This window comes from Gemmobacter sp. 24YEA27, from assembly GCF_030052995.1.
GTDB lineage: Bacteria > Pseudomonadota > Alphaproteobacteria > Rhodobacterales > Rhodobacteraceae > Pseudogemmobacter.
In genome coordinates this window covers 60521-77862 of record NZ_JASJPW010000002.1, presented here as the reverse complement: position 1 = coordinate 77862, position 17342 = coordinate 60521, and the positions used below count along the sequence as shown (strand labels likewise).

At 63.4% G+C, this 17342-nt stretch carries 21 protein-coding genes, 1 pseudogene and 1 riboswitch; of the genes and pseudogenes, 11 read left to right on the top strand and 11 right to left on the bottom strand.

Annotated features, from left to right (window positions below):
* Positions 1-3: 3 nt before the first annotated feature.
* From cysW to QNO18_RS17885, 4 genes are read right to left on the bottom strand one after another with little or no spacing between them, the layout of a single operon-like run.
* Positions 4-855, bottom strand: coding sequence for a sulfate ABC transporter permease subunit CysW (cysW, locus tag QNO18_RS17900; RefSeq protein WP_283179270.1), 852 nt, complete (start codon positions 853-855; stop codon positions 4-6).
* 11 nt (positions 856-866) lie between these two features.
* The gene (gene cysT / locus QNO18_RS17895) at positions 867-1715 is read right to left on the bottom strand and encodes a sulfate ABC transporter permease subunit CysT (protein WP_092902556.1); all 849 of its coding nucleotides are present in this window, start codon (positions 1713-1715) and stop codon (positions 867-869) included.
* 8 nt (positions 1716-1723) lie between these two features.
* Positions 1724-2713 carry a sulfate ABC transporter substrate-binding protein gene (locus tag QNO18_RS17890; RefSeq protein ID WP_283178914.1) on the bottom strand — a complete coding sequence of 330 codons (990 nt, stop codon included), beginning with the start codon at positions 2711-2713 and terminating at the stop codon, positions 1724-1726.
* Complete coding sequence (locus QNO18_RS17885) at positions 2710-3822, bottom strand: sulfate/molybdate ABC transporter ATP-binding protein (RefSeq protein WP_283178913.1); 1113 nt, start codon at positions 3820-3822, stop codon at positions 2710-2712. Before QNO18_RS17885 ends, QNO18_RS17890 begins: the two co-directional genes overlap by 4 nt.
* A 397-nt stretch (positions 3823-4219) precedes the next feature.
* Positions 4220-4297: riboswitch (SAM riboswitch) on the top strand.
* A 23-nt stretch (positions 4298-4320) separates the two neighbouring features.
* Here QNO18_RS17885 and QNO18_RS17880 point away from each other — a divergent pair.
* The gene (locus tag QNO18_RS17880; protein ID WP_198835164.1) at positions 4321-4638 is read left to right on the top strand and encodes a hypothetical protein; all 318 of its coding nucleotides are present in this window, start codon (positions 4321-4323) and stop codon (positions 4636-4638) included.
* 11 nt (positions 4639-4649) lie between these two features.
* On the opposite strand, the gene QNO18_RS17875 is transcribed toward QNO18_RS17880, so the two are convergent.
* On the bottom strand, positions 4650-5558 hold the full coding sequence (locus tag QNO18_RS17875; RefSeq protein ID WP_283178912.1) for a LysR substrate-binding domain-containing protein: 909 nt from the start codon (positions 5556-5558) through the stop codon (positions 4650-4652).
* A 288-nt stretch (positions 5559-5846) separates the two neighbouring features.
* Between QNO18_RS17875 and QNO18_RS17870 the strand changes: the two genes are divergently transcribed.
* On the top strand, positions 5847-6515 hold the full coding sequence (locus tag QNO18_RS17870; protein WP_283178911.1) for an RNA polymerase sigma factor: 669 nt from the start codon (positions 5847-5849) through the stop codon (positions 6513-6515).
* Positions 6512-7504, top strand: coding sequence for a hypothetical protein (locus QNO18_RS17865; protein ID WP_283178910.1), 993 nt, complete (start codon positions 6512-6514; stop codon positions 7502-7504). The genes QNO18_RS17870 and QNO18_RS17865 overlap by 4 nt, the downstream gene beginning before the upstream one ends.
* Before the next feature lie 81 nt (positions 7505-7585).
* On the opposite strand, the gene QNO18_RS17860 is transcribed toward QNO18_RS17865, so the two are convergent.
* From QNO18_RS17860 to QNO18_RS17845, 4 genes are all read right to left on the bottom strand, one after another.
* Positions 7586-7945 carry a hypothetical protein gene (locus QNO18_RS17860; protein ID WP_092902544.1) on the bottom strand — a complete coding sequence of 120 codons (360 nt, stop codon included), beginning with the start codon at positions 7943-7945 and terminating at the stop codon, positions 7586-7588.
* Between the two features lie 573 nt (positions 7946-8518).
* The gene (locus QNO18_RS17855; RefSeq protein ID WP_283178909.1) at positions 8519-8767 is read right to left on the bottom strand and encodes a hypothetical protein; all 249 of its coding nucleotides are present in this window, start codon (positions 8765-8767) and stop codon (positions 8519-8521) included.
* Positions 8768-8803: 36 nt separating this feature from the next.
* Positions 8804-9073, bottom strand: a complete 270-nt coding sequence (locus tag QNO18_RS17850) for a winged helix-turn-helix domain-containing protein (RefSeq protein WP_283178908.1) — start codon at positions 9071-9073, stop codon at positions 8804-8806.
* Positions 9074-9115: 42 nt separating this feature from the next.
* The gene (locus QNO18_RS17845; protein WP_283178907.1) at positions 9116-9424 is read right to left on the bottom strand and encodes a hypothetical protein; all 309 of its coding nucleotides are present in this window, start codon (positions 9422-9424) and stop codon (positions 9116-9118) included.
* Positions 9425-9665: 241 nt separating this feature from the next.
* On the opposite strand from QNO18_RS17845, the gene QNO18_RS17840 reads away from it, so the two are divergent.
* The 8 genes and pseudogenes from QNO18_RS17840 to QNO18_RS17805 form a co-directional block, all read left to right on the top strand.
* Entirely contained in the window at positions 9666-10340 is a 675-nt protein-coding gene (locus tag QNO18_RS17840) for a hypothetical protein (protein WP_283178906.1), read from the top strand.
* Between the two features lie 46 nt (positions 10341-10386).
* Positions 10387-11145, top strand: a complete 759-nt coding sequence (locus QNO18_RS17835) for a hypothetical protein (RefSeq protein WP_283178905.1) — start codon at positions 10387-10389, stop codon at positions 11143-11145.
* A gap of 198 nt (positions 11146-11343) precedes the next feature.
* Complete coding sequence (locus tag QNO18_RS17830; RefSeq protein WP_283178904.1) at positions 11344-11904, top strand: NAD(P)H-dependent oxidoreductase; 561 nt, start codon at positions 11344-11346, stop codon at positions 11902-11904.
* Positions 11905-11957: 53 nt separating this feature from the next.
* Positions 11958-12872, top strand: coding sequence for a dimethylsulfone monooxygenase SfnG (gene sfnG, locus QNO18_RS17825; RefSeq protein WP_283178903.1), 915 nt, complete (start codon positions 11958-11960; stop codon positions 12870-12872).
* Positions 12839-13048, top strand: coding sequence for a hypothetical protein (locus tag QNO18_RS17820; protein WP_283178902.1), 210 nt, complete (start codon positions 12839-12841; stop codon positions 13046-13048). The genes sfnG and QNO18_RS17820 overlap by 34 nt, the downstream gene beginning before the upstream one ends.
* A gap of 94 nt (positions 13049-13142) precedes the next feature.
* Positions 13143-14372 carry an acyl-CoA dehydrogenase family protein gene (locus QNO18_RS17815; RefSeq protein WP_283178901.1) on the top strand — a complete coding sequence of 410 codons (1230 nt, stop codon included), beginning with the start codon at positions 13143-13145 and terminating at the stop codon, positions 14370-14372.
* A gap of 332 nt (positions 14373-14704) precedes the next feature.
* The gene (locus QNO18_RS17810; protein ID WP_283178900.1) at positions 14705-14911 is read left to right on the top strand and encodes a hypothetical protein; all 207 of its coding nucleotides are present in this window, start codon (positions 14705-14707) and stop codon (positions 14909-14911) included.
* A 4-nt stretch (positions 14912-14915) separates the two neighbouring features.
* Positions 14916-15160 (top strand): annotated as a pseudogene (locus tag QNO18_RS17805) (IS3 family transposase); the annotation flags it as partial.
* A gap of 88 nt (positions 15161-15248) precedes the next feature.
* Here QNO18_RS17805 and QNO18_RS17800 read toward each other — a convergent pair.
* Together QNO18_RS17800 and QNO18_RS17795 are read right to left on the bottom strand one after the other, a co-directional pair.
* Positions 15249-15938: an SDR family oxidoreductase gene (locus tag QNO18_RS17800; protein ID WP_283178899.1), complete on the bottom strand. Its 690-nt coding sequence runs from the start codon at positions 15936-15938 to the stop codon at positions 15249-15251.
* A 113-nt stretch (positions 15939-16051) separates the two neighbouring features.
* A complete protein-coding gene (locus QNO18_RS17795) occupies positions 16052-17308 on the bottom strand; it encodes a sugar ABC transporter substrate-binding protein (RefSeq protein WP_283178898.1) in 1257 nt (418 codons plus the stop codon).
* Positions 17309-17342 lie beyond the last annotated feature (34 nt).

The window sequence follows — 17342 nt, the reverse complement described above, 5'->3', positions numbered from 1 at the left end:
CGGTCAGTCGCGCCGGTTGTGGGAATCGAGGAAGGTCTTGGCGATCAGGGCGATGATCGCGATCATCGTCAGGGTCGAGGCGGCCGCAAAGGCTGCCACGGAGGTGTTCATCTCATTGTACAGAAGCTCGATCTGCAGTGGCAGCGTATTGGTCTGCCCCGCCACCCGGCCCGAAACGACCGAGACCCCGCCGAACTCGCCCACTGCGCGCGCCGCACACAACACCGCGCCATAAAGCAGCGCCCAGCGGATCCCCGGCAATGTGACATAGCGGAAGACCTGCCAGCCTTTGGCACCAAGCGTCACGGCGGCTTCTTCCTGTTCCGAGCCTTTCGCCAGCATCAAAGGCAGTACCTCGCGCGCGACAAAGGGGGCGGTGACGAAAAGGGTGACCAGCACGATCCCTGGCAGGGCGAAAAGCACGGTGATGTCATGTTCGCGCAGAAAGGGGCCGAGGAAACCCTGGCGGCCATAAAGCAGCAGATAGCAGATGCCCGCAATGATCGGCGAGATCGAGAAGGGAATCTCGACAATGGTCATCAAAAGCCCGCGCCCCGGAAAGCGGAAACGCGCAATAGCCCAGGCGACCGCGATGCCGAAAGCAACGTTGATCGGCACCACGATGACGGTGACGATCACCGTCAGCCAGATCGCATGCAGCGTGTCGGGCGTGGTGATCGCGGCCCAATAGCCGCCGACCCCGGCCGCGAAAGCACGCCAGAAGATATAGACAAGGGGGGCTGCGATCAGGAAGGCGGTGCTGACCAGCGCCAGCGCGATCAGCGCCCGCGCCGTCCGGCGTTCGCCCGCATTGGCGGCACGGCGGCCTGCTTCGATCTGGTCATGGGCGCTCATCGGGGTCACACTCATTTGCCACCCTCGCGGTAGCGCGCGGCGCGGATCTGGAACAGGTTCGAGATCAGCAGCAGCAACAATGCGAAGACCAGCAGGATCAGCGCAATCACCGAGGCGCCGCGATAATCATATTCCTGCAAGCGGATGAAGGCGAGGAGCGAGGCGATCTCGGTCTTGCCGGGCAGGTTGCCCGCGATAAAGACCACGGCGCCAAATTCCCCCATGGATCGCGCCATCGACACCGTACAGCCCCCAAGCCAGGCCGGGAGGATCGCAGGCAGGATCACCTTTGAAAAGGTCTGCCAGGGTGTGGCGCCCAGGGTCTTTGCGGCTTCTTCCAGCGCGGGGTCGAGGTCTTCCAGCACCGGCTGCACCGCGCGCACCACGAAGGGCACAGAGGTGAAGGTCATCGCGATGATGATCCCGGGCAGCGCATAGACGACCTGAATGCCCATGGCCTCCAGCGGGCCACCAAACCAGCCGGTCGAGGCAAAAAGCGAGGTCAGCGCGAGGCCCGCCACGGCGGTGGGCAATGCGAAGGGAATATCCATCATCGCGTCAAGGAAGGCACGGCCACGAAATTCGTAACGCGTCAGCACCCAGGCCATCAACAGCCCGTAGAATGCGTTAATCACCGTCGCAATCGCCGCCGCCATCACCGTGACCCGCAACGCGTCGAGCGTGCGGGCCGAGGTGAGAATGCGCACGAACCTGTCCCAGCCGATCCCGGCGCCCGAAATCACAAGGGCGATGATCGGGATCAGGATGATCACGCTGACATAAAGAAGCGTGGTGCCGAGGCTCAGTGCGAACCCCGGCAGAACACGCTTTGGCCTGATGCGGACAGAAGCGACGGTCATTTACGAGATCAGTTCTCGAAGACCTGATCGAGGATCCCGCCCTCGTCGAAATGCTTGGCCTTGATCTCGGCCCAGCCACCCAGCACGTCGACGGTCAGCAGTTTGACCTCGGGGAATTGTGCCGCAACTTCGGCCGCCACGTCCTTATCGGTGACGCGGAAGTTCTGCTCGGCCAGTACGCGCTGCGCTTCGGGGGTGTAGAGCCAGTTCAGATAGGCGGTCGCAACCTCGACAGTGCCGTTCTTTTCAGCGTTTTCCTTGACCAGGGCGACCGGGAAGGCCGCGAAGAGGCTGGTTCCGGGGGTCACACGCTCCAGGCCCGGATACTGGGCGACGATACCGGCGGTTTCGGCCTCGAAGGTGATCAGCACATCGCCGATATTGCGTTCGGCAAAGGTCTGGCTCGATGCCCGCGCGCCGGTGTCGAAGACCGGAACGTTGGACAGAAGTTTCTTCACGAAGTCATTGGCCTTGGCCTCATCGCCGCCATTGGCTTCCAGCGCGAAAGCATAGGCCGCGAGATAGGTATAGCGCGCATTGCCCGAGGTGCGCGGATTGGCGAAGACCGGCTGCACATCGTCACGGACCAGATCGCTCCAGTCCTTGATGCCTTTCGGGTTGCCTTCACGCACCACGAAAGCGGGCAGCGAATAATAGGGCGAGGCGCCATTCGGGAAGGCATTGCGCCAGTCGGCATCGACCAGACCGCCATCGACCAGCACGTCGATATCGGTCTCCTGGTTGAAGGTCACCACATCGGCGTTCAGACCTTCAAGGATCGCGCGGGCCTGGGCCGAAGAGCCGCCATGGCTCTGATCGACGGTGACATCGCGGCCGGTGGTTTCCTTCCAGGTTTTGGCAAAGACCGGGTTCAGCGCCTCGAACAATTCGCGGCCGATATCATAGCTGACATTGAGGATCTTGTCCTGAGCCAGCGCCGGAGCGGCTGCCAGAACCACAACCGCCGCAGCGGTGCGCAGCGAAGAGATCAGGTTCATTTCTGTTTCTCCTTGAGGGGAATAGTATTAATTTCAGAGGGCTGCCCCGCCTGGCCGCGCTGGCCGGGAGGCGTTTCGGTAAAAATGGTGCCGGTCTCGACCCGCAGCGTGACGCTTTGCCCTGCCGAGAGGTTCGGGGCCGCGCGGCGCAGGATTTCGACCGCAATGTCCTGGCCTTCGGGCCCCGTCAGCACCGGGCGCAGCAGAGCGCCGGTTGAAGTGACCTGCTTCACACGCCACAGCCCGGCAGGGTCGGGCACCGGCGTCAGATCGGCGGGGCGCACGAACAGCGTGGCAGAACCGTCGGGCAAAGCGCGGCGTTCAAGCCGGGCGGTATCGATCCCGGGCGCCGTCGCGCGGCCTGCAGCAATCCGCACCGGCAATTCGATGGTTGCCCCCATGAACCGTGCCACGAAAGGCGAGGCGGGGTGGTCGTGGATCTGGTCGGCGGTGCCTATCTGTTCGATCCGGCCTTCGCCCATGATCACCACCCGGTCGGCGAGCTCGAACGCCTCGTCCTGGTCATGGGTGACGAAAATTGTCGTGGTCTCTGATGCATCATGCACAGACCGCAGCCAGGACCGCAGATCGCGGCGCACGGCGGCATCCAGCGCACCGAACGGCTCGTCAAGAAGCAGGACGCGGGGGTCAATCGCCAGCGCCCGGCCAAGCGCGACACGCTGGCGTTGCCCGCCCGAGAGCTGGCCGGGAAGCCGGTCCGCCAGATGCGGGATCTGCAGGAATTGCAGGAGTTCGGTGACCTTACGCGCGATCACCGCTTTGCCGGGGCGTTCGGCCCTGGGCCGGACCGTCATCCCGAAGGCGATATTGTCGCGCACCGACATATGCGGGAACAAGGCGTAATGCTGAAAGACGAAACCGATGCGGCGATCGCGGGCGGCGATCGACAGCCAGTCGGCGCCATCGACCTCAAGCCGGCCGGAATCGGGCCAGTCGAGACCGGCGATGATGCGCAGCAGCGTGGTCTTGCCCGAGCCCGACGGGCCGAGCAGGGCGATCAGCTCTTTATCCTCGACCGCGATGTCGATGCCTTTCAGCACCTCATTGCGGCCAAAGCTCTTGCGCAGCTGGGCGATTTCAATGGCCATTGCCGACTCCGGTTTCAGCACCCCTGATTGCACCGGGCCGCGCCACTAAGCAAGGAACGCCAGGGCGGGAAACCGGCAAGTGAAGAGAATGTTTTTCTCCCGCAGGCGGGGTTATGGGGGAGGGAAGCACCGGTTTGTTCCCATTTCGCCAATATTGCCCCGACCGCAGCCCGCCGGGCCACGATGGCGTTCTTTTATGCAAGGGCGGGGCAGGGAAGGGCATCATACTCGACCATTATTGTCGTTATTTGATAGCGGCTTCGACAGGCTGGCACAAGATCACAGTTCGGCCAGAAACCACCTTCTGTTTTCACAATCCGGCAGAGTGAGAGAATTTCATTCTCCCGTCCCTTGGCCACCTGACTTGACCAGAGCGCCTTTGGGATGCTAGCGACCCCACAGACGACGCGCCGATTTGAAGCTCAGATTGCGGGCGCGAAAAAAATGCAGCTAAAGCGGAGGCGCCTCTGGCCCTTCGGTAACCTGAAGGAGGGGCCCATGGCCAAAACCGCCACTGCGTGCGATTTCGCGATCCCTGTCGACTCGATCAACAGCCTGCGCGCCAGTTTCCCCGGCATCTCATTGATTTTCGAGATCGACCTTGCGGTCGAGGATTGCTGGGACGGGCTGGAACATCTTGCCGGTGAATTCCGCCGGGCGGGGGCGCGGCTGCGGCTTTTGCGCGCAACGCAAAGCGGGGTGATTTCCTGTACCGTGGTCGATGGCGGCAGCGATCTGAGCCAGCTTGCTCAAAGCTTTGCATCGGCGCGGGGGGTCTCGGTCTCGGGCTGGACGACCCGGATCCAATACGACTGATCCGCCCCGGTTCAGCCACTGTGCCAGGGATTGAGGCTTTCACGAAAATTCGCGGCGATGGCGGTGTAGCTTTGTCTGCGCGGCGCGTCACGGCGCCAGACCATGGTGAGATTGCGCGTCAGCACCGCCCCGGACAGCGGGCGGGCGACCACAAGCTGTTCGCGCAAAACCTCGGACCGGATATAAAGCGCGGGCAGAAGCGAGATCCCCATCCCCGCCGCGACCATCTGGCGCAAAGTATCCAGGGTGGTGCCCTCGTAATCGCGGGCAAGCCGCGCCCCGGCCCAGCTGCACAGCCGCGTCGCCGCGCGTCTGAGCGCCGGCCCGCCGTCAAAACCCAGCACGGTCTCGCCCGCCAGATCGGCGGGGGCGATCTCACTTTGTCCGGCGAGGCGGTGATCGGCCGGGATCACCGCAAGCAGCGGTTCGGTGATCAGGGGCGCCTGTTCCACATCCTCGCGCCGCAGGTCCTCGCCCAGCAAGATGACATCGAACGTGCCCTCAAGCAGCTGACGGATCAGGGTTTCCGTTCGCTCCTCGCGCACATTCACCCGCATTTCGGGCCAGGCGGCGCGCAGGCCTGGCATCGCGACCGAAAGCACATAGGCCCCCACCGTCTGCACCACCCCGATCCTGAGCGAGGCCTGGGGCGCATCGGGATCGCCTCTGCGCGCGACCTCGCGGATATCCTCGATACTGTCGATCACCTCGCGTGCGCGCCGCGCCACATCGCGGCCGACGGGCGTCAGGCTGACCCGGGCACGACTGCGCTCGACCAGCTGCGCGCCAAGGCGCTCCTCCAGCGACCGCAGCTGCATCGACAGCGTTGGTTGCGCCACATTGCACAGCTCGGCGGCGCGGCTGAAATTCAGCTGGTCCGCGACGGCGACGAGGTATCTGAGCTGTTGGAGCGTGGGCATCGCCGAAGTTTAGGGCCGGGCGGGCCGGCTGGCAATCAACCAGACGGGGCGGGCCATTCTGACGGATTTGTGACCCGCCCGCCCCAGGATCCTGCGGGTAACAGGCGTCTTTGCTCTGACGGCAGGACTCTCACATGCCGGGGCTGCAACTATGTCGCGGAGCCGCCAATGACCATGGCGCTTTCCTTTACGGCAAGGACAGAGCCGCGGGGAACCCCGCCGGCTCCCGGTTGCGTTTGGCCGAAAAATAGTGCTGTTCTCGCGGCGTATACGGTTGCGAAGCGTAGAATGATGCGTCACGGCGAGAGGTCTTTGCCCCAAAGCGAGGCCGCAAGCGACAGGGCCGTTCAGGTCCAGGCTGGCGAAACAGGGGTCGGCGAGAGCCGGGCCGGGACACTTGCTGCCAGTATGGATGCACGAGCGCCGGGATCTGACACGATAACAGGAACCGATCCCCTGGTCGAAAGGGCGCGGGCCGGTGATGCCGGTGCTTTCGAGCTGCTTTTGTCGCGCCATTACACTTTTATCTTCCGCGTCGCCTGCCGCTGGACCGGCAATCGCGCCGATGCCGAGGATGTGACGCAGACCATCTGCATGCGGCTTGCCACGACGATCCGCAGCTTTGACGGCCGCGCCTCCTTCCAGGGCTGGCTTTATCGCGTGACGCTCAATGCGGTGCGCGACCAGCAGCGTGCCAGTGCAAGGCGGGGCCGTCTGGTGGCGGCGGCGTCGCTTCTGACCGATGATTTCAGCAAGGGCGATCAGGAGGATGCGCTGCATGTCGCCGATATCTGGCGTGCAGTGCGGGCCTTGCCCGAAAAACAACGCGATGCGATCCTGCTGGTGCATGGAGAAGGCCTGGCCCAGGCAGAAGCCGCCCGCATTATGGGCTGCAAAGAGGTGACGGTGTCCTGGCATATCCACCAGGCCCGCAAAGCGCTGAGGGGGGTATTGTGACCAGCTGCCGCGACCCCCGTGATACGGCCCGGACCGATCCGCTGGACCGTCTGGCGGATCTGGCCTTGCCTGATCCCGATCCGGCGCTGATGCGGGCCGATATCGCCCGCGCGCGCGAGCGCTTTGTCACCGCCGGCCTCTCGCCTGCCGCGCCGGAGCCGTCACTGATCGCGCGCTGGCTTTCGCCCCGGCGGCTCGGGATAGCGGGGTCTGCGGCGACGGCCAGTGTGATGGCGGCCTTCCTTCTGCTGCCCCAGGCACCGCTGCCATTGGCGCAGATGCCGGATGGGTCAGACCGCAAAACTGTGGCGACCGAGGATGCGCATTCCGTGGCCGAAACCGATATGGCGCAGGAGGCTCAGCCCGCGCCCGCGCCACCATCGGCTGCGTCCAGATCCGCGGCCACCGCACCGCGGGATGTGACGATCCCCGCAGCGCCGCTGCCTGAGCCGGATTTCCCGCCCCTTGCCGCTGCGCCGCCCGCAGGCGGAGGCGGGGGCCCTGGTTCGGCCGGGCCGGCTTACGAAACTGCATCGGAAGCGATTGCCAGTGCCGCGCCGGCGGCGCCCTCTAAAACCCTGCCGCGTCTTGGGGCGAAGCCGCGCCATAAGCCAGGTGATGCGTCGCTCGTGGATCTGGCACTTCCACCGGAAGAAGAGGACTTCTCCGGTTCGCTCAGCTTTTCACTGTCCGGAGATCAGGACGGGCTTTACCTCGACCGCGAGGAAGGCCGGCTTGCGATTCCGGTCTGGGAAACGGCGCCGGGCATGACGATCCAGATGACCGATGTCTATCTCTTGCCTGCACGGCGCGGCTTCCCGCAGATTCTGATGATGAAGGGGCAGCTGGGCGATCAGCAACCCTGGCAGATCTTCCGGGTCAGCGAGGATGCGGTGACCTTTGACAAGGTGATCACCGATCTGGTCAAACCGGCGCGCAGTCCTGGTCAGGTCGAGGCGATCCTGAACCGCCTGCCACCACCCGACTGAGCACAGGCCCATCACAAGGGGCCTGAGAGCCCGAGACTTCGGGCCGGACAGGGCCGTGGCCCACTGGGAGGGATCTTCGCGTCAGTGAAACAGGGTGCGGGTTCTGGCCGACCTGGTCACTTTTGCAGAGCCCGGCAGCGAGACACCGCTACGGCGCAGAAGCGGAAAACGCGGCTTGCGCGGCGGCGCCTGGTTGCGGATCGTTTTGTTGAGACGCTCTTCCAGAAGCGCCTGAAGATCTGCTTCAATGGCACTGGTAAAATCGGGCTTGGCTTCTGGTGACTGAACCGAGCCGGCCAGGCCGCTCAGGAGGGCAAAGCAAAGATTGCCGGAGATCACATAGGCCATCATCACCGCGACAATGCCCCCATCCAGGAACCAGACCAGCACAGATGCTGCCAGAGCAGCAAGTCCGCTGAGGATAACCACGAGTGCGACCATGATACGTCTCTTCTTTGAAGGCGCGGCGTTGCAGCATACTGCCACAACTCAACCAAGGGTAGTTGGAACGGCAAATCGGGCAAAATCGGGGCAAAGTCCGGGTTAATTCGTGCAAGGCGGATTACGTCTTCCCGGAGGCGTCACGATGAAATTCCGTATTCCCGCGGAACGGGGGCGCGAACAGGGGAATGTGTCGGGGTCAGACGATCAATGTGGGCAGGGTGATTTCGTGCTGCAGCCCACCGCCCATGCGGTTGCGGATAGCAGGCGCAGCGCCGAAACGCTGCCAGGATCTCGCGCGCGCTGGCAAGCCCGAGCCCGCAGCCTGGCTGCACTTTCTGCCGCCCCGGATGGCCGCAGAAGACGGATCAGACACTCTACCGGTCTGCGATTCGGGTATGTCTGGCCCGTGATTCTGGAGGATGACCACCGCCATCGCCCCCGGGCCTGAGACTGATAGTACCGCTGCCGCCATCGGTCGCCGCATTGTTCTTCCGGTTGCGCGGCGCCCGTTTCAACGCCGGCGGCCTGGCTGTGACCGGCACCGTTCCCGCCAGATCGCCGCCGGCCTCTTCACGTGCGAGCCAGCCGGGATAAGACCTGGTTGAATGCCGGGGTCGTCGCGCGCATCTCCGCCGGCCCGGCGTCGGGCACCAGCGGCAGAGAGGCATCGGTGCCGACCCGGCCGGCGGAATCCTCCCTCTGCCCGATTGGGCGGCGGATGCGGCGGGCGGTATACCAGAAAACCGCGACCGACCCCGTCACGATCATCGCAATCCAGATGCCGAGGATCGGGCAGCGGATGCGCACGGCTGGCGGCAAGCGTGGCCAGCCCGACCCGCGCCAGGATGGCCACGATCACCAGCGCAGTGATACGGCGTTGAGCGAGGTGACGGCGCCGTTTCTGACCGGGCGGAACACCGGCTCGGCGGGCTTTTCGCCCAGCTTGCGCCGCAGCCGGCTCATCAACACGTCAATCGAGCGGTCAAAGGGATCAAGGTTGCGCCCCTGGGCCAGATCGAGGAGCTGATCGCGTGACAAAAGCCCGCTCGTACGCTTCAGAAATACCCGCAAAAGGTCGAGTCCCGCGCCGGTAAGGCAAATTTCACAGCAGTCGGGCGCCAGCACGCGGCGCCTTTCGACATCAATTGCAAAGCCCGAAATCTGATATCAGTTGCGTGCCTTACCTGTGTAAGGGGGCGCCGGGATATCAGGATCCGCGCGCCGCAAGACCGAACGGATCCGCGCGACGAGGTCGCGCGGGATGAAGGGGTTCCCGAGATAGTCATCCGCGCCGATCTCCAGGCCCGGCGCGTCGGGCAGCATCATGTCCCGCATCACCAGATCCAGGCGCGGCGCGATCCGCCGCGCCTCGGTCTCGCGCCGGGTGGCGGCGGTTTGCGCCAGACATACCTTGCCCGGGAGGTGCCGCGCCAACAGCGTCCTGATTTCCGCATCGTCATCGACGACAGGGATCAAAGGGGCCTGTTGAGCAAAAAGGCACAAATAGCGGGCGCCAGGACTGCGCCTCAACCCGTTTAAAGCTGGTTCTGGACCCTTCCGGGGGAGGAAAATGTAACGAAAGGTTTCCCACCCGCATCTGGCACCATTCCGTTACAAAAATCGTCCTCGCGGAAACAGGTCGTAACGCCCGGAACCGGGGCCGGATACAGCCAGCGCTCAGCTTCATCGCATCACCAGCCACGAAAGGAGAGATGCGATGAAACTGTCCATCATGAGCAATCTGCCGGCCGCCGCCAGCGTTTCGGGCGCAATGGGCCCGCCGTCGCGGAAATGCACAGCCCGCCATCCGCCGGCGCGTGGGACCACCGCAACGGCCCGCAAGGATATGGTCCGATGGGTCACGGCCATAACGGACGTGATCAGAGTCACCGCGATGGCGGCTGGCCTGATCCTCGCACAACGCCTTGCCTGTCTCGAGACCTGTATCGGCATCACACCGGAACAGGCACCGGTCTGGCGAAGCTACACCGATGCACTGATCGCCTTTGTCGAGACCGACCAGCCGCCTCCACGCCTCGCGCGCACCGACACTCCGACACTCCGACACTCCGACAGCAAATCGCCCGCAGAACGAAGAACCAGAACTGCCGCCGCGTCTGATGGCTCTTGCCAGCGCCGCCGCCATTGCTCTCGCATCCTTGCCTTCTTTCGCGCAGAATCCAGCCCGCACTGCCTCCCCGACGGATCAGGCCCAGTGTACCGTCTTGGCGCAGGACGGCGCCGAGCCCTTACGGCGGCCTCGTCCAGCCATATTCAGCCGCCGCCGAGGGGACAGGAGTATCGTGTTGACGCAGACCGCCTGGTGATGGCGGACATCCAGGCCCTTCGCGCCGTCGCGGTGATCGGACTCTTGTCCTCGCTTTTGAACTGACCCGATCAGATCTGGCCCCGTCTGAGCGGCCCCCCGCAGCAAGATAATGAAACGTTTTGTCTCAGGCGCGGGATGCTCCCCCTCGCAGAGCCGTGCTGATCATGTCCTGACGATCCGGTCCGCGACAGTGAAAAGCGACGGGGAAGGCAGCTATGCCGAAGGGCGGGCGCCGAACACACAAGGCTGTGCACATCGCGCTCACGAGCTTGCGCCGAATACGAAGATCGCCGTCAGAATCCGTGACGTGATGAGCGTCGGCAGATCTATAGTGAAGGCCAGTGAAAACCCGTCCCTTAGAGGGGCAGAACCGCATGGCGCCGCCGCTGACCTTCGGAGGCCCGATGGCAAACGGCTCCCGGAGCATCGCCTCGCCATCCTGATCCGTGGCACCCTGCGCAGTTTAAGGCGCGAAGAAAGGGGCGCCACCGTATTAGCGTGCGTCAGACCGGACATCTTTACAGCCGGGATGGTGCTGCTGCTGATGCGGCCTGGCACTGGCCTGCGACCCGACAATCCTCTTTTTCCGCTTTGGGACGGCCATCAGCCCTGGACTGGCATTCCGATGCTTGCGGGTGTCGCGGACTTCCTGTGCTTGGCGATGATTGGAATCACCTTCGGCAATCTGACGTCCGTCCCGAAGCGCACCGGAGCGGGTGGTGACGTTGAGCCGCGCACCGGGGTGCACCGCGCCCGGGAAATACCGGAAGTGCTGGCGAAGCCGCGTCGATTCCTGCGCCGGCATGCCGCGATGCGACGAATATTATTCTTCCCCTCTTTGCAGCCGATCCTGCCCACGGAACCATGATGGGACAGTGACAATCTGCTGCAAATGCCGGCCCTGGGAAAACAACTTCTCTGTTCCCGCGCGCTCCGCAGTTACTGGCAAGAGATCCGCACAGAGGCCCACGAAAGAAACTCACTGCGGTTTGTCTGAATTTGGAATGGCGTGGTGCGGCATTGGGGCTTTATCACGACGGCACTTGTCGGGATTGAGGAAAGCTGTATGTCCGAACTTCATATCGTGGGTCTTGCGGGGAATGTCACCGCGCCGTCGAAGACGCGTGCGCTGGTCGGGCAGGCGCTGGATCTGGCCGGGGCCGGGTTGCATTCGCGCACAACCCTGTTCGACATCGCCGATTTCGGCGAGGATCTGGGCCGGGCGCGGCGCGCCGATGACCTCAGCCCCAAGGCGCGGCACAATCTCGATACGCTTTTGAATGCCGATGCGCTGATCGTCGCGACGCCGATCTATAAGGGCTCTTATCCCGGGCTTTTCAAACACCTGATCGACCTGATCGACCCTTCCGCGCTGCTGCGCAAGCCAGTGCTGATCGCCGCGACCGGCGGGGGCGAGAAACATGCGCTGGCGGTGGAACATCAGCTGCGGCCGCTTTTCGCCTTTTTCGAGGCCCGCGTGCTCTCGACCGCCGTGCATGTCTCGGACCGCGATTTCAGCGAGGGACGGCTGGTGTCGGACCCGGCGCTGAACCGGCTCGCCCGGGCCATTGACGAATTCACTACGATTTTCCCCGGCGCCGCGCGGATCCGTGCTGCGGCAGAATAAGCCGCCGCCGAAAAACCCGTCTCGCCGGATAACCCGTTTCACAGGGGCTGCACATGACCTCCGATCCCGTCAAATTCGCCTATTGGGTGCCCAATGTCTCGGGCGGCCTCGTGATCTCGGATATCGAACAGCGCACCAGCTGGACGCCGGACTATAACCGCAAACTGGCGCAGATCGCCGAGGCAGCGGGCTTTGACTATGCGCTGAGCCAGATCCGTTTTACTGCGGGCTACGGCGCTGAAAACCAACATGAATCCGTCTCGTTCAGCCAGGATCTGCTGGCCCATACCGAACGGCTGAAGGTGATCGCGGCGCTTTTGCCCGGCCCCTGGAACCCGGCGCTGGCGGCGAAACAAATCGCCACGATCAGCCATCTCTCGGGCGGGCGGATCGCGGTCAATGTGGTCTCGGGCTGGTTCCGGGGCGAATTCGCGGCGATCGGCGAGCCCTGGCTGGATCATGACGAGCGCTACCGCCGGTCCGAGGAATTCATCCGGGCGCTGCGCGGCATCTGGTCTGAGGAAAGCTTCACCTTCCGGGGCGATTTCTACCGCTTCAACGACTATAGCCTGAAGCCCAAACCCGTTGATCCGCAACCGGAAATCTTCCAGGGCGGCTCGTCACGGGCGGCGCGCGACATGGCGGCACGGGTCTCGGACTGGTATTTCACCAATGGCAATACGCCGGAAGGGCTCGGCGCCCAGGTCGAAGACATCCGCGCGAAGGCGGCGGCCAACGGGCATAAGGTGAAGGTCGGCATCAACGCTTTCGCCATCGTGCGCGAGACCGAAGCCGAGGCGCAGGCGGTGCTGCGCGAGATCATCGCGAAGGCCAATCCCGAAGCCGTCCAGGGCTTTGCCGGACAGGTGGTCAATGCCGGTCGCGCCAGCCCGAGGGCGAGGGCAACTGGGCGAAATCCTCCTTCGAGGACCTCGTGCAGTATAATGACGGCTTCCGCTCGAACCTGATCGGCACGCCCGACCAGGTCGCCGAACGCATAATCGGCCTGAAAGAGGCCGGCGCCGACCTCATCCTTCTCGGCTTCCTGCATTTCCAGGAAGAGGTTGAGTATTTCGGAAAACACGTCCTCCCCCGCGTCCGCGCCATCGAAGCCCGCAAAAAACAAACCCTCGCCGCCGAATAACGCGGCGCCTGCCGATAAGCCCATCGACCAGCCATGTTGCCCCCGGCGCCACTGCGCCGGGCAGGGCGGGCTGTTGCAACCGGAGTCCCCTAAAATGACGATACAAGAAACCAGCTTTCAGCCCGCGACGCTTCCCGATCTGGCCGCGCTCAAGGCCCGGTTCGCGCCCCTGTTCGAACGCATCCGTGAGGGCGCCAACCAGCGTGAACGCGAGCGGAAATTGCCGTTTGAGGAGATCAAATGGCTGAAAGAGGCCGGGTTCACCGCGCTGCGGGTGCCCGTCGAATTCGGAGGTTCTGGCGCGAGCCTTGAGCAGTTCTTTGATCTGCTGATCGACCTTGCTGCGGCGGATACCAATATCGTCCAGGCGCTGCGCGGCCATTTTGCGCTGGTCGAGGACCGGCTGGTGGCGCCGCGCGCCGAAGGAGAGGTCTGGCTGCGCCGCTTTGGCAAGGGAGAGATCGCCGGCAATGCCTGGTCCGAAATTGGCAAGGTGAAGCTGGGAGAGACCTTCACCAAAGTCACACCCGAGGGGGAGGGCTTTCGCGTCGATGGCGAGAAATACTATTCGACAGGTACGATTTTTGCAGACTGGATCGACACTTATGCGGTGCGTTCAGACAATGGGGCGCCGGTGGTGGCGATTCTGCGCGCCGATCAGCCGGGGATCGACCGGCTGGATGACTGGACCGGCTTTGGCCAGAAGCTGACCGGGACCGGCACCACCACGTTCAAAGGGGCAGCGCTGGAAGCCGAGGGGTTGGTGCCGTTCGAAACCCGTTTCCGCTATCAGACCGCCTATTATCAGCTGGTGCTGGACGCGGTGCTGTCCGGGGCGGCGCTGGCGGCGGTGCAGGATGTCGCGGGTAAGGTCGCCGCCCGCAAACGCGCCTTCTCACATGGCTCGGGCTCGGTGGTCCGCGAGGACCCGCAGGTCCTGCAGGTCGTGGGCCGCGCGCGTGCTTTTGCTTTTGCCGCCCGCGCCGCCACCATCGAGGCCGCCCGTGCAGCCGATCGCGCCTATGAGACCTCGCAAGCGGGAGACAAAGCCGCCGATGACGCCGCCAATATCGCGGCGGAACTGGCCTCGGCCGAAGCTCAGGTTGCGGCGGCGGACCTCGCGCTGCGCGCAACCAGCGACCTCTTCAACGCGCTGAGCGCCTCGGCGGCGGATACGGCGCTCGGACTGGACCGCTACTGGCGCAATGCCCGGACGGCCGCGAACCATAACCCGTTGATCTACAAAGAGCGCATCCTCGGTGATCACGCGGTCAATGGCACCGAGCCGGTCTATGTCTGGCAAATCGGCGCGGTCGAGAGCTGAGGCCTGTCGCTGCCGCCTGACAGAACCGGTACCCGGCGGTGGTCCTGAACTTATCCAGGGCCACCCCTTTATGTCATGCGCTTTAACCTGAGCTGGACCCTGGCTCCGAAGGAATGCCAGATCCCGTAACTTCGGAAGCCAGTGCTGTCAGCGCCGTGGGTATTAAGGTTCCGCCTGTGAGCGACCGGGCCGGCCAAGGAAGGGACGCCTCAGCGGGGGATCGCATAATTGCCCAATCGAAAGGCCTGACCGGCGGGCTTGTCGGCGGGCTGATGAACAGTCCCATGTTTCCTGCATGCCTTCTTTGCTGATTTTGAGGCAAAGAGGCCATGATGGGCACAGGCAATTTCACTGACGGATTAGGGCGCGATGCGGTCGCGCAGACAACCGCGCGGCGCAATCCGGTCGGCGACGTTTTGGCCCGGCCTGGCGTGAGCAAGCGCTCGCTCTGTGCCCGAAAGCGCCAATACGTGAAGGCGGCGGCAGGAGACACGAAAAAGGACGTCGGGTTCCCGCGCGTGCGCGCCTGGTCCATGTAAACCAGAGGTCATCCTGCAAGCCTAGATCATGGCCAGCTGGCGGGGCAAGCCAAAGGCGAAGGTGGTGGTCCATAGGGATCAGGGCAGCCAGTTTACCAGCATGGACCGGGCGGTGTTATCTCACGCGCCCACAATCCCGATCCTTCCAGGGACCCCTGTGGAAACTGCCACGACAACGCAGTCGCCGAGCCCTTCTTCAACCTGCTCAGGCGCGAGCGGATCAGGCGCAGGACGTGCCAGAGCCGCGAAAACGACCGCTCGTCAGGGCTTTCTTTGCAGGTGAGCGGGGTGCCTCAATAGGCCTGGGCGGTCGCGGTAATCGTCAGTTCCTGAAGATTTACCGATTGCGGCAACTGGCAGGCGAAGAGGATCGCCGAGGCCACATGAGTTGCGTCGATCCCCCCTCCATCCGGTCGCGGTCAGCGGACCAGACCGCATAGGCTGCGGGATCGGTGATGGTTTTGTCGATCTCGGATTTGGTGATGCCCGGCGAAACCGTCATCACGCGCACGTTGAACTCTGCCGATGCGCCCCGCACCCCGTCGCTGACGGCGTGAACGAAATGCTTGGTGCCGCCATAGACATCGTGGAAAGGATAGACCTTGCGTCCGGCAATCGACGACATATTGACAATGGTTCCATGACGGCGGGCCTTCATTCCAGGCAGCACCGCATGCATGCAGTTCAGAACGCCGGTCACATTGATGTCGATCAGATCGCGCCAGTCTTCCGGATCCTGATCATCAAGCCGTGCCAGACGCGAGATCCCGGCATTGTTGATCAGCACATCGACCGGGCCGGACTGCGCCTCGCCTTCGGCTATGGCCGCGCGGATGCTGTCCCGGTCCCGCACATCCGCCTCGCAGCAGACGGCATTGGCAAGGCCGAGGTCCAGGAGCTTTTCGCGCCGCCGCGCCAGGAGCAGCAAAGGATATCCGGCGGCGGCAAAGGTGCGGGCGATTTCTGACCCGATCCCGGCGCTGGCGCCAGTGATCATGACGAGGGGCTTGGAAATATGGGAGGGCATTCACGGGCCTCATGCTGAAGGGAAGGGTTGCCCCTGGCGCAGAGCAAATGGCCAGAAGACCGGAGCGCAAAGTCTGAGGGGGCCAAGGGCCCCCTCATTCGGATCAGGGCAGATCAGTTCACGCCGGCGGCGGCGCGGATCTCACCGATATTGAGGACCGGAGAAACCTCGTATTTATAGAACTGGTTTTCCGGGTTCGGGTCGATGAAGTCGTCAACATTTTCCGGAGTGATGGCATAGGCCGGGAAATAGGTGCCCAGCGGCAGGTTTTGCGCGTCAAACCCTTTGTTGAAGATCTGATCGATAAAGGCCACTGCGGAGACGCCGGTCTGCTCGCCCGAGAAGGTCCCGGTCACCAGAAGGTTGCCCTTTTTGATCTCTTCCAGGGCAATACGTGCGCCATCGGCAGAGGTGGCAACTTTGATCGTCTCGATGCCGGTATTGCGCAGCGCCCGCAGCGATCCGATGCCCATCCAGTCATTGTCAGCAAGGATATGGGTCAGTTTGCTGCCATGCGCCGTCAGAATATCCTCGGCCGCGGCAAGCCCGCCTTCCTCGGTCCAGTTGCCCTCGCCCATTGCGACGACCTGGAACTTCAGCTCCTCATCGTTGAAACCGCCCGATTTCTTCGCCTGCTGGAAGAGGTTGTAGCCACGCAGCATGGCATCTTCACGAGAGATGTCCAGGCCAAGATCCTGAATGCGCTGCCAGACCATGCCGGATACCATGCCGTTGAGGCGGCTTTCGGAGGTGGAATTGCCGACCACGCCAACGATGAGCGCTGCAACAATCAGATCGGTCCCCGCATTCTGGCCGACATATTCGCCGGTGCGGAAGCCGTTTTCATAGGGGTTCGGCGTGATCGTGGTCAGGATGCGCGCGCGGTCCGAGGGCACGGTGCCGATGGCAAGCACCGGGATGCCCGCATCCACCGCCCGGTTGATACAGGAGGCGACCCCCAGCGTATCGGTCGGATCGATGACAATCAGATCCTTGCCCTGGGTGATGAACGTGTCGATATGACCACATTGACGTTGCAGATCGCCGTCAGCCACCTGCACATCAAGCACGATATTGCTGGCATCCGCGGTCTTTTGTGCGCCCTTGATCAGTTCTACGAAAAACGGCCCGCCCATGGTGATCTCGGTCCAGCCGACCTGGATCTTACCCGGATCAGCGGGCGTTTTCGGCCAGGCTTTGTCGATATCGGTGCGGTCGGGCATATAGGGGTCGACAAGGCCGGACAGCGCGGTGTCGGGCATCAGCTTGTAGATCTCAGGCTTGTCGGCGTCCTGAGCCGAGGCAATTCCTGCGGGAATTGCGATGGCGCTTGCCAGCAAAATGGCCAGTCTGGTGTTCACGGATTTCATCTGGTTCCTCCCTGTGATGAATGTAAGGTCCTCG

What these genes read in the sequence shown, in the direction of transcription:
- cysW (WP_283179270.1), bottom strand. Translation starts at nt 855, where the DNA reads ATGAGCGCCCATGACCAGATCGAAGCAGGCCGCCGTGCCGCCAATGCG.
- cysT (WP_092902556.1), bottom strand. Translation starts at nt 1,715, where the DNA reads ATGACCGTCGCTTCTGTCCGCATCAGGCCAAAGCGTGTTCTGCCGGGG.
- QNO18_RS17890 (WP_283178914.1), bottom strand. Translation starts at nt 2,713, where the DNA reads ATGAACCTGATCTCTTCGCTGCGCACCGCTGCGGCGGTTGTGGTTCTG.
- QNO18_RS17885 (WP_283178913.1), bottom strand. Translation starts at nt 3,822, where the DNA reads ATGGCCATTGAAATCGCCCAGCTGCGCAAGAGCTTTGGCCGCAATGAG.
- QNO18_RS17880 (WP_198835164.1), top strand. Translation starts at nt 4,321, where the DNA reads ATGGCCAAAACCGCCACTGCGTGCGATTTCGCGATCCCTGTCGACTCG.
- QNO18_RS17875 (WP_283178912.1), bottom strand. Translation starts at nt 5,558, where the DNA reads ATGCCCACGCTCCAACAGCTCAGATACCTCGTCGCCGTCGCGGACCAG.
- QNO18_RS17870 (WP_283178911.1), top strand. Translation starts at nt 5,847, where the DNA reads ATGATGCGTCACGGCGAGAGGTCTTTGCCCCAAAGCGAGGCCGCAAGC.
- QNO18_RS17860 (WP_092902544.1), bottom strand. Translation starts at nt 7,945, where the DNA reads ATGGTCGCACTCGTGGTTATCCTCAGCGGACTTGCTGCTCTGGCAGCA.
- QNO18_RS17840 (WP_283178906.1), top strand. Translation starts at nt 9,666, where the DNA reads ATGAAACTGTCCATCATGAGCAATCTGCCGGCCGCCGCCAGCGTTTCG.
- QNO18_RS17835 (WP_283178905.1), top strand. Translation starts at nt 10,387, where the DNA reads ATGAAACGTTTTGTCTCAGGCGCGGGATGCTCCCCCTCGCAGAGCCGT.
- QNO18_RS17830 (WP_283178904.1), top strand. Translation starts at nt 11,344, where the DNA reads ATGTCCGAACTTCATATCGTGGGTCTTGCGGGGAATGTCACCGCGCCG.
- sfnG (WP_283178903.1), top strand. Translation starts at nt 11,958, where the DNA reads ATGACCTCCGATCCCGTCAAATTCGCCTATTGGGTGCCCAATGTCTCG.
- QNO18_RS17815 (WP_283178901.1), top strand. Translation starts at nt 13,143, where the DNA reads ATGACGATACAAGAAACCAGCTTTCAGCCCGCGACGCTTCCCGATCTG.
- QNO18_RS17810 (WP_283178900.1), top strand. Translation starts at nt 14,705, where the DNA reads ATGGGCACAGGCAATTTCACTGACGGATTAGGGCGCGATGCGGTCGCG.
- QNO18_RS17800 (WP_283178899.1), bottom strand. Translation starts at nt 15,938, where the DNA reads ATGCCCTCCCATATTTCCAAGCCCCTCGTCATGATCACTGGCGCCAGC.
- QNO18_RS17795 (WP_283178898.1), bottom strand. Translation starts at nt 17,308, where the DNA reads ATGAAATCCGTGAACACCAGACTGGCCATTTTGCTGGCAAGCGCCATC.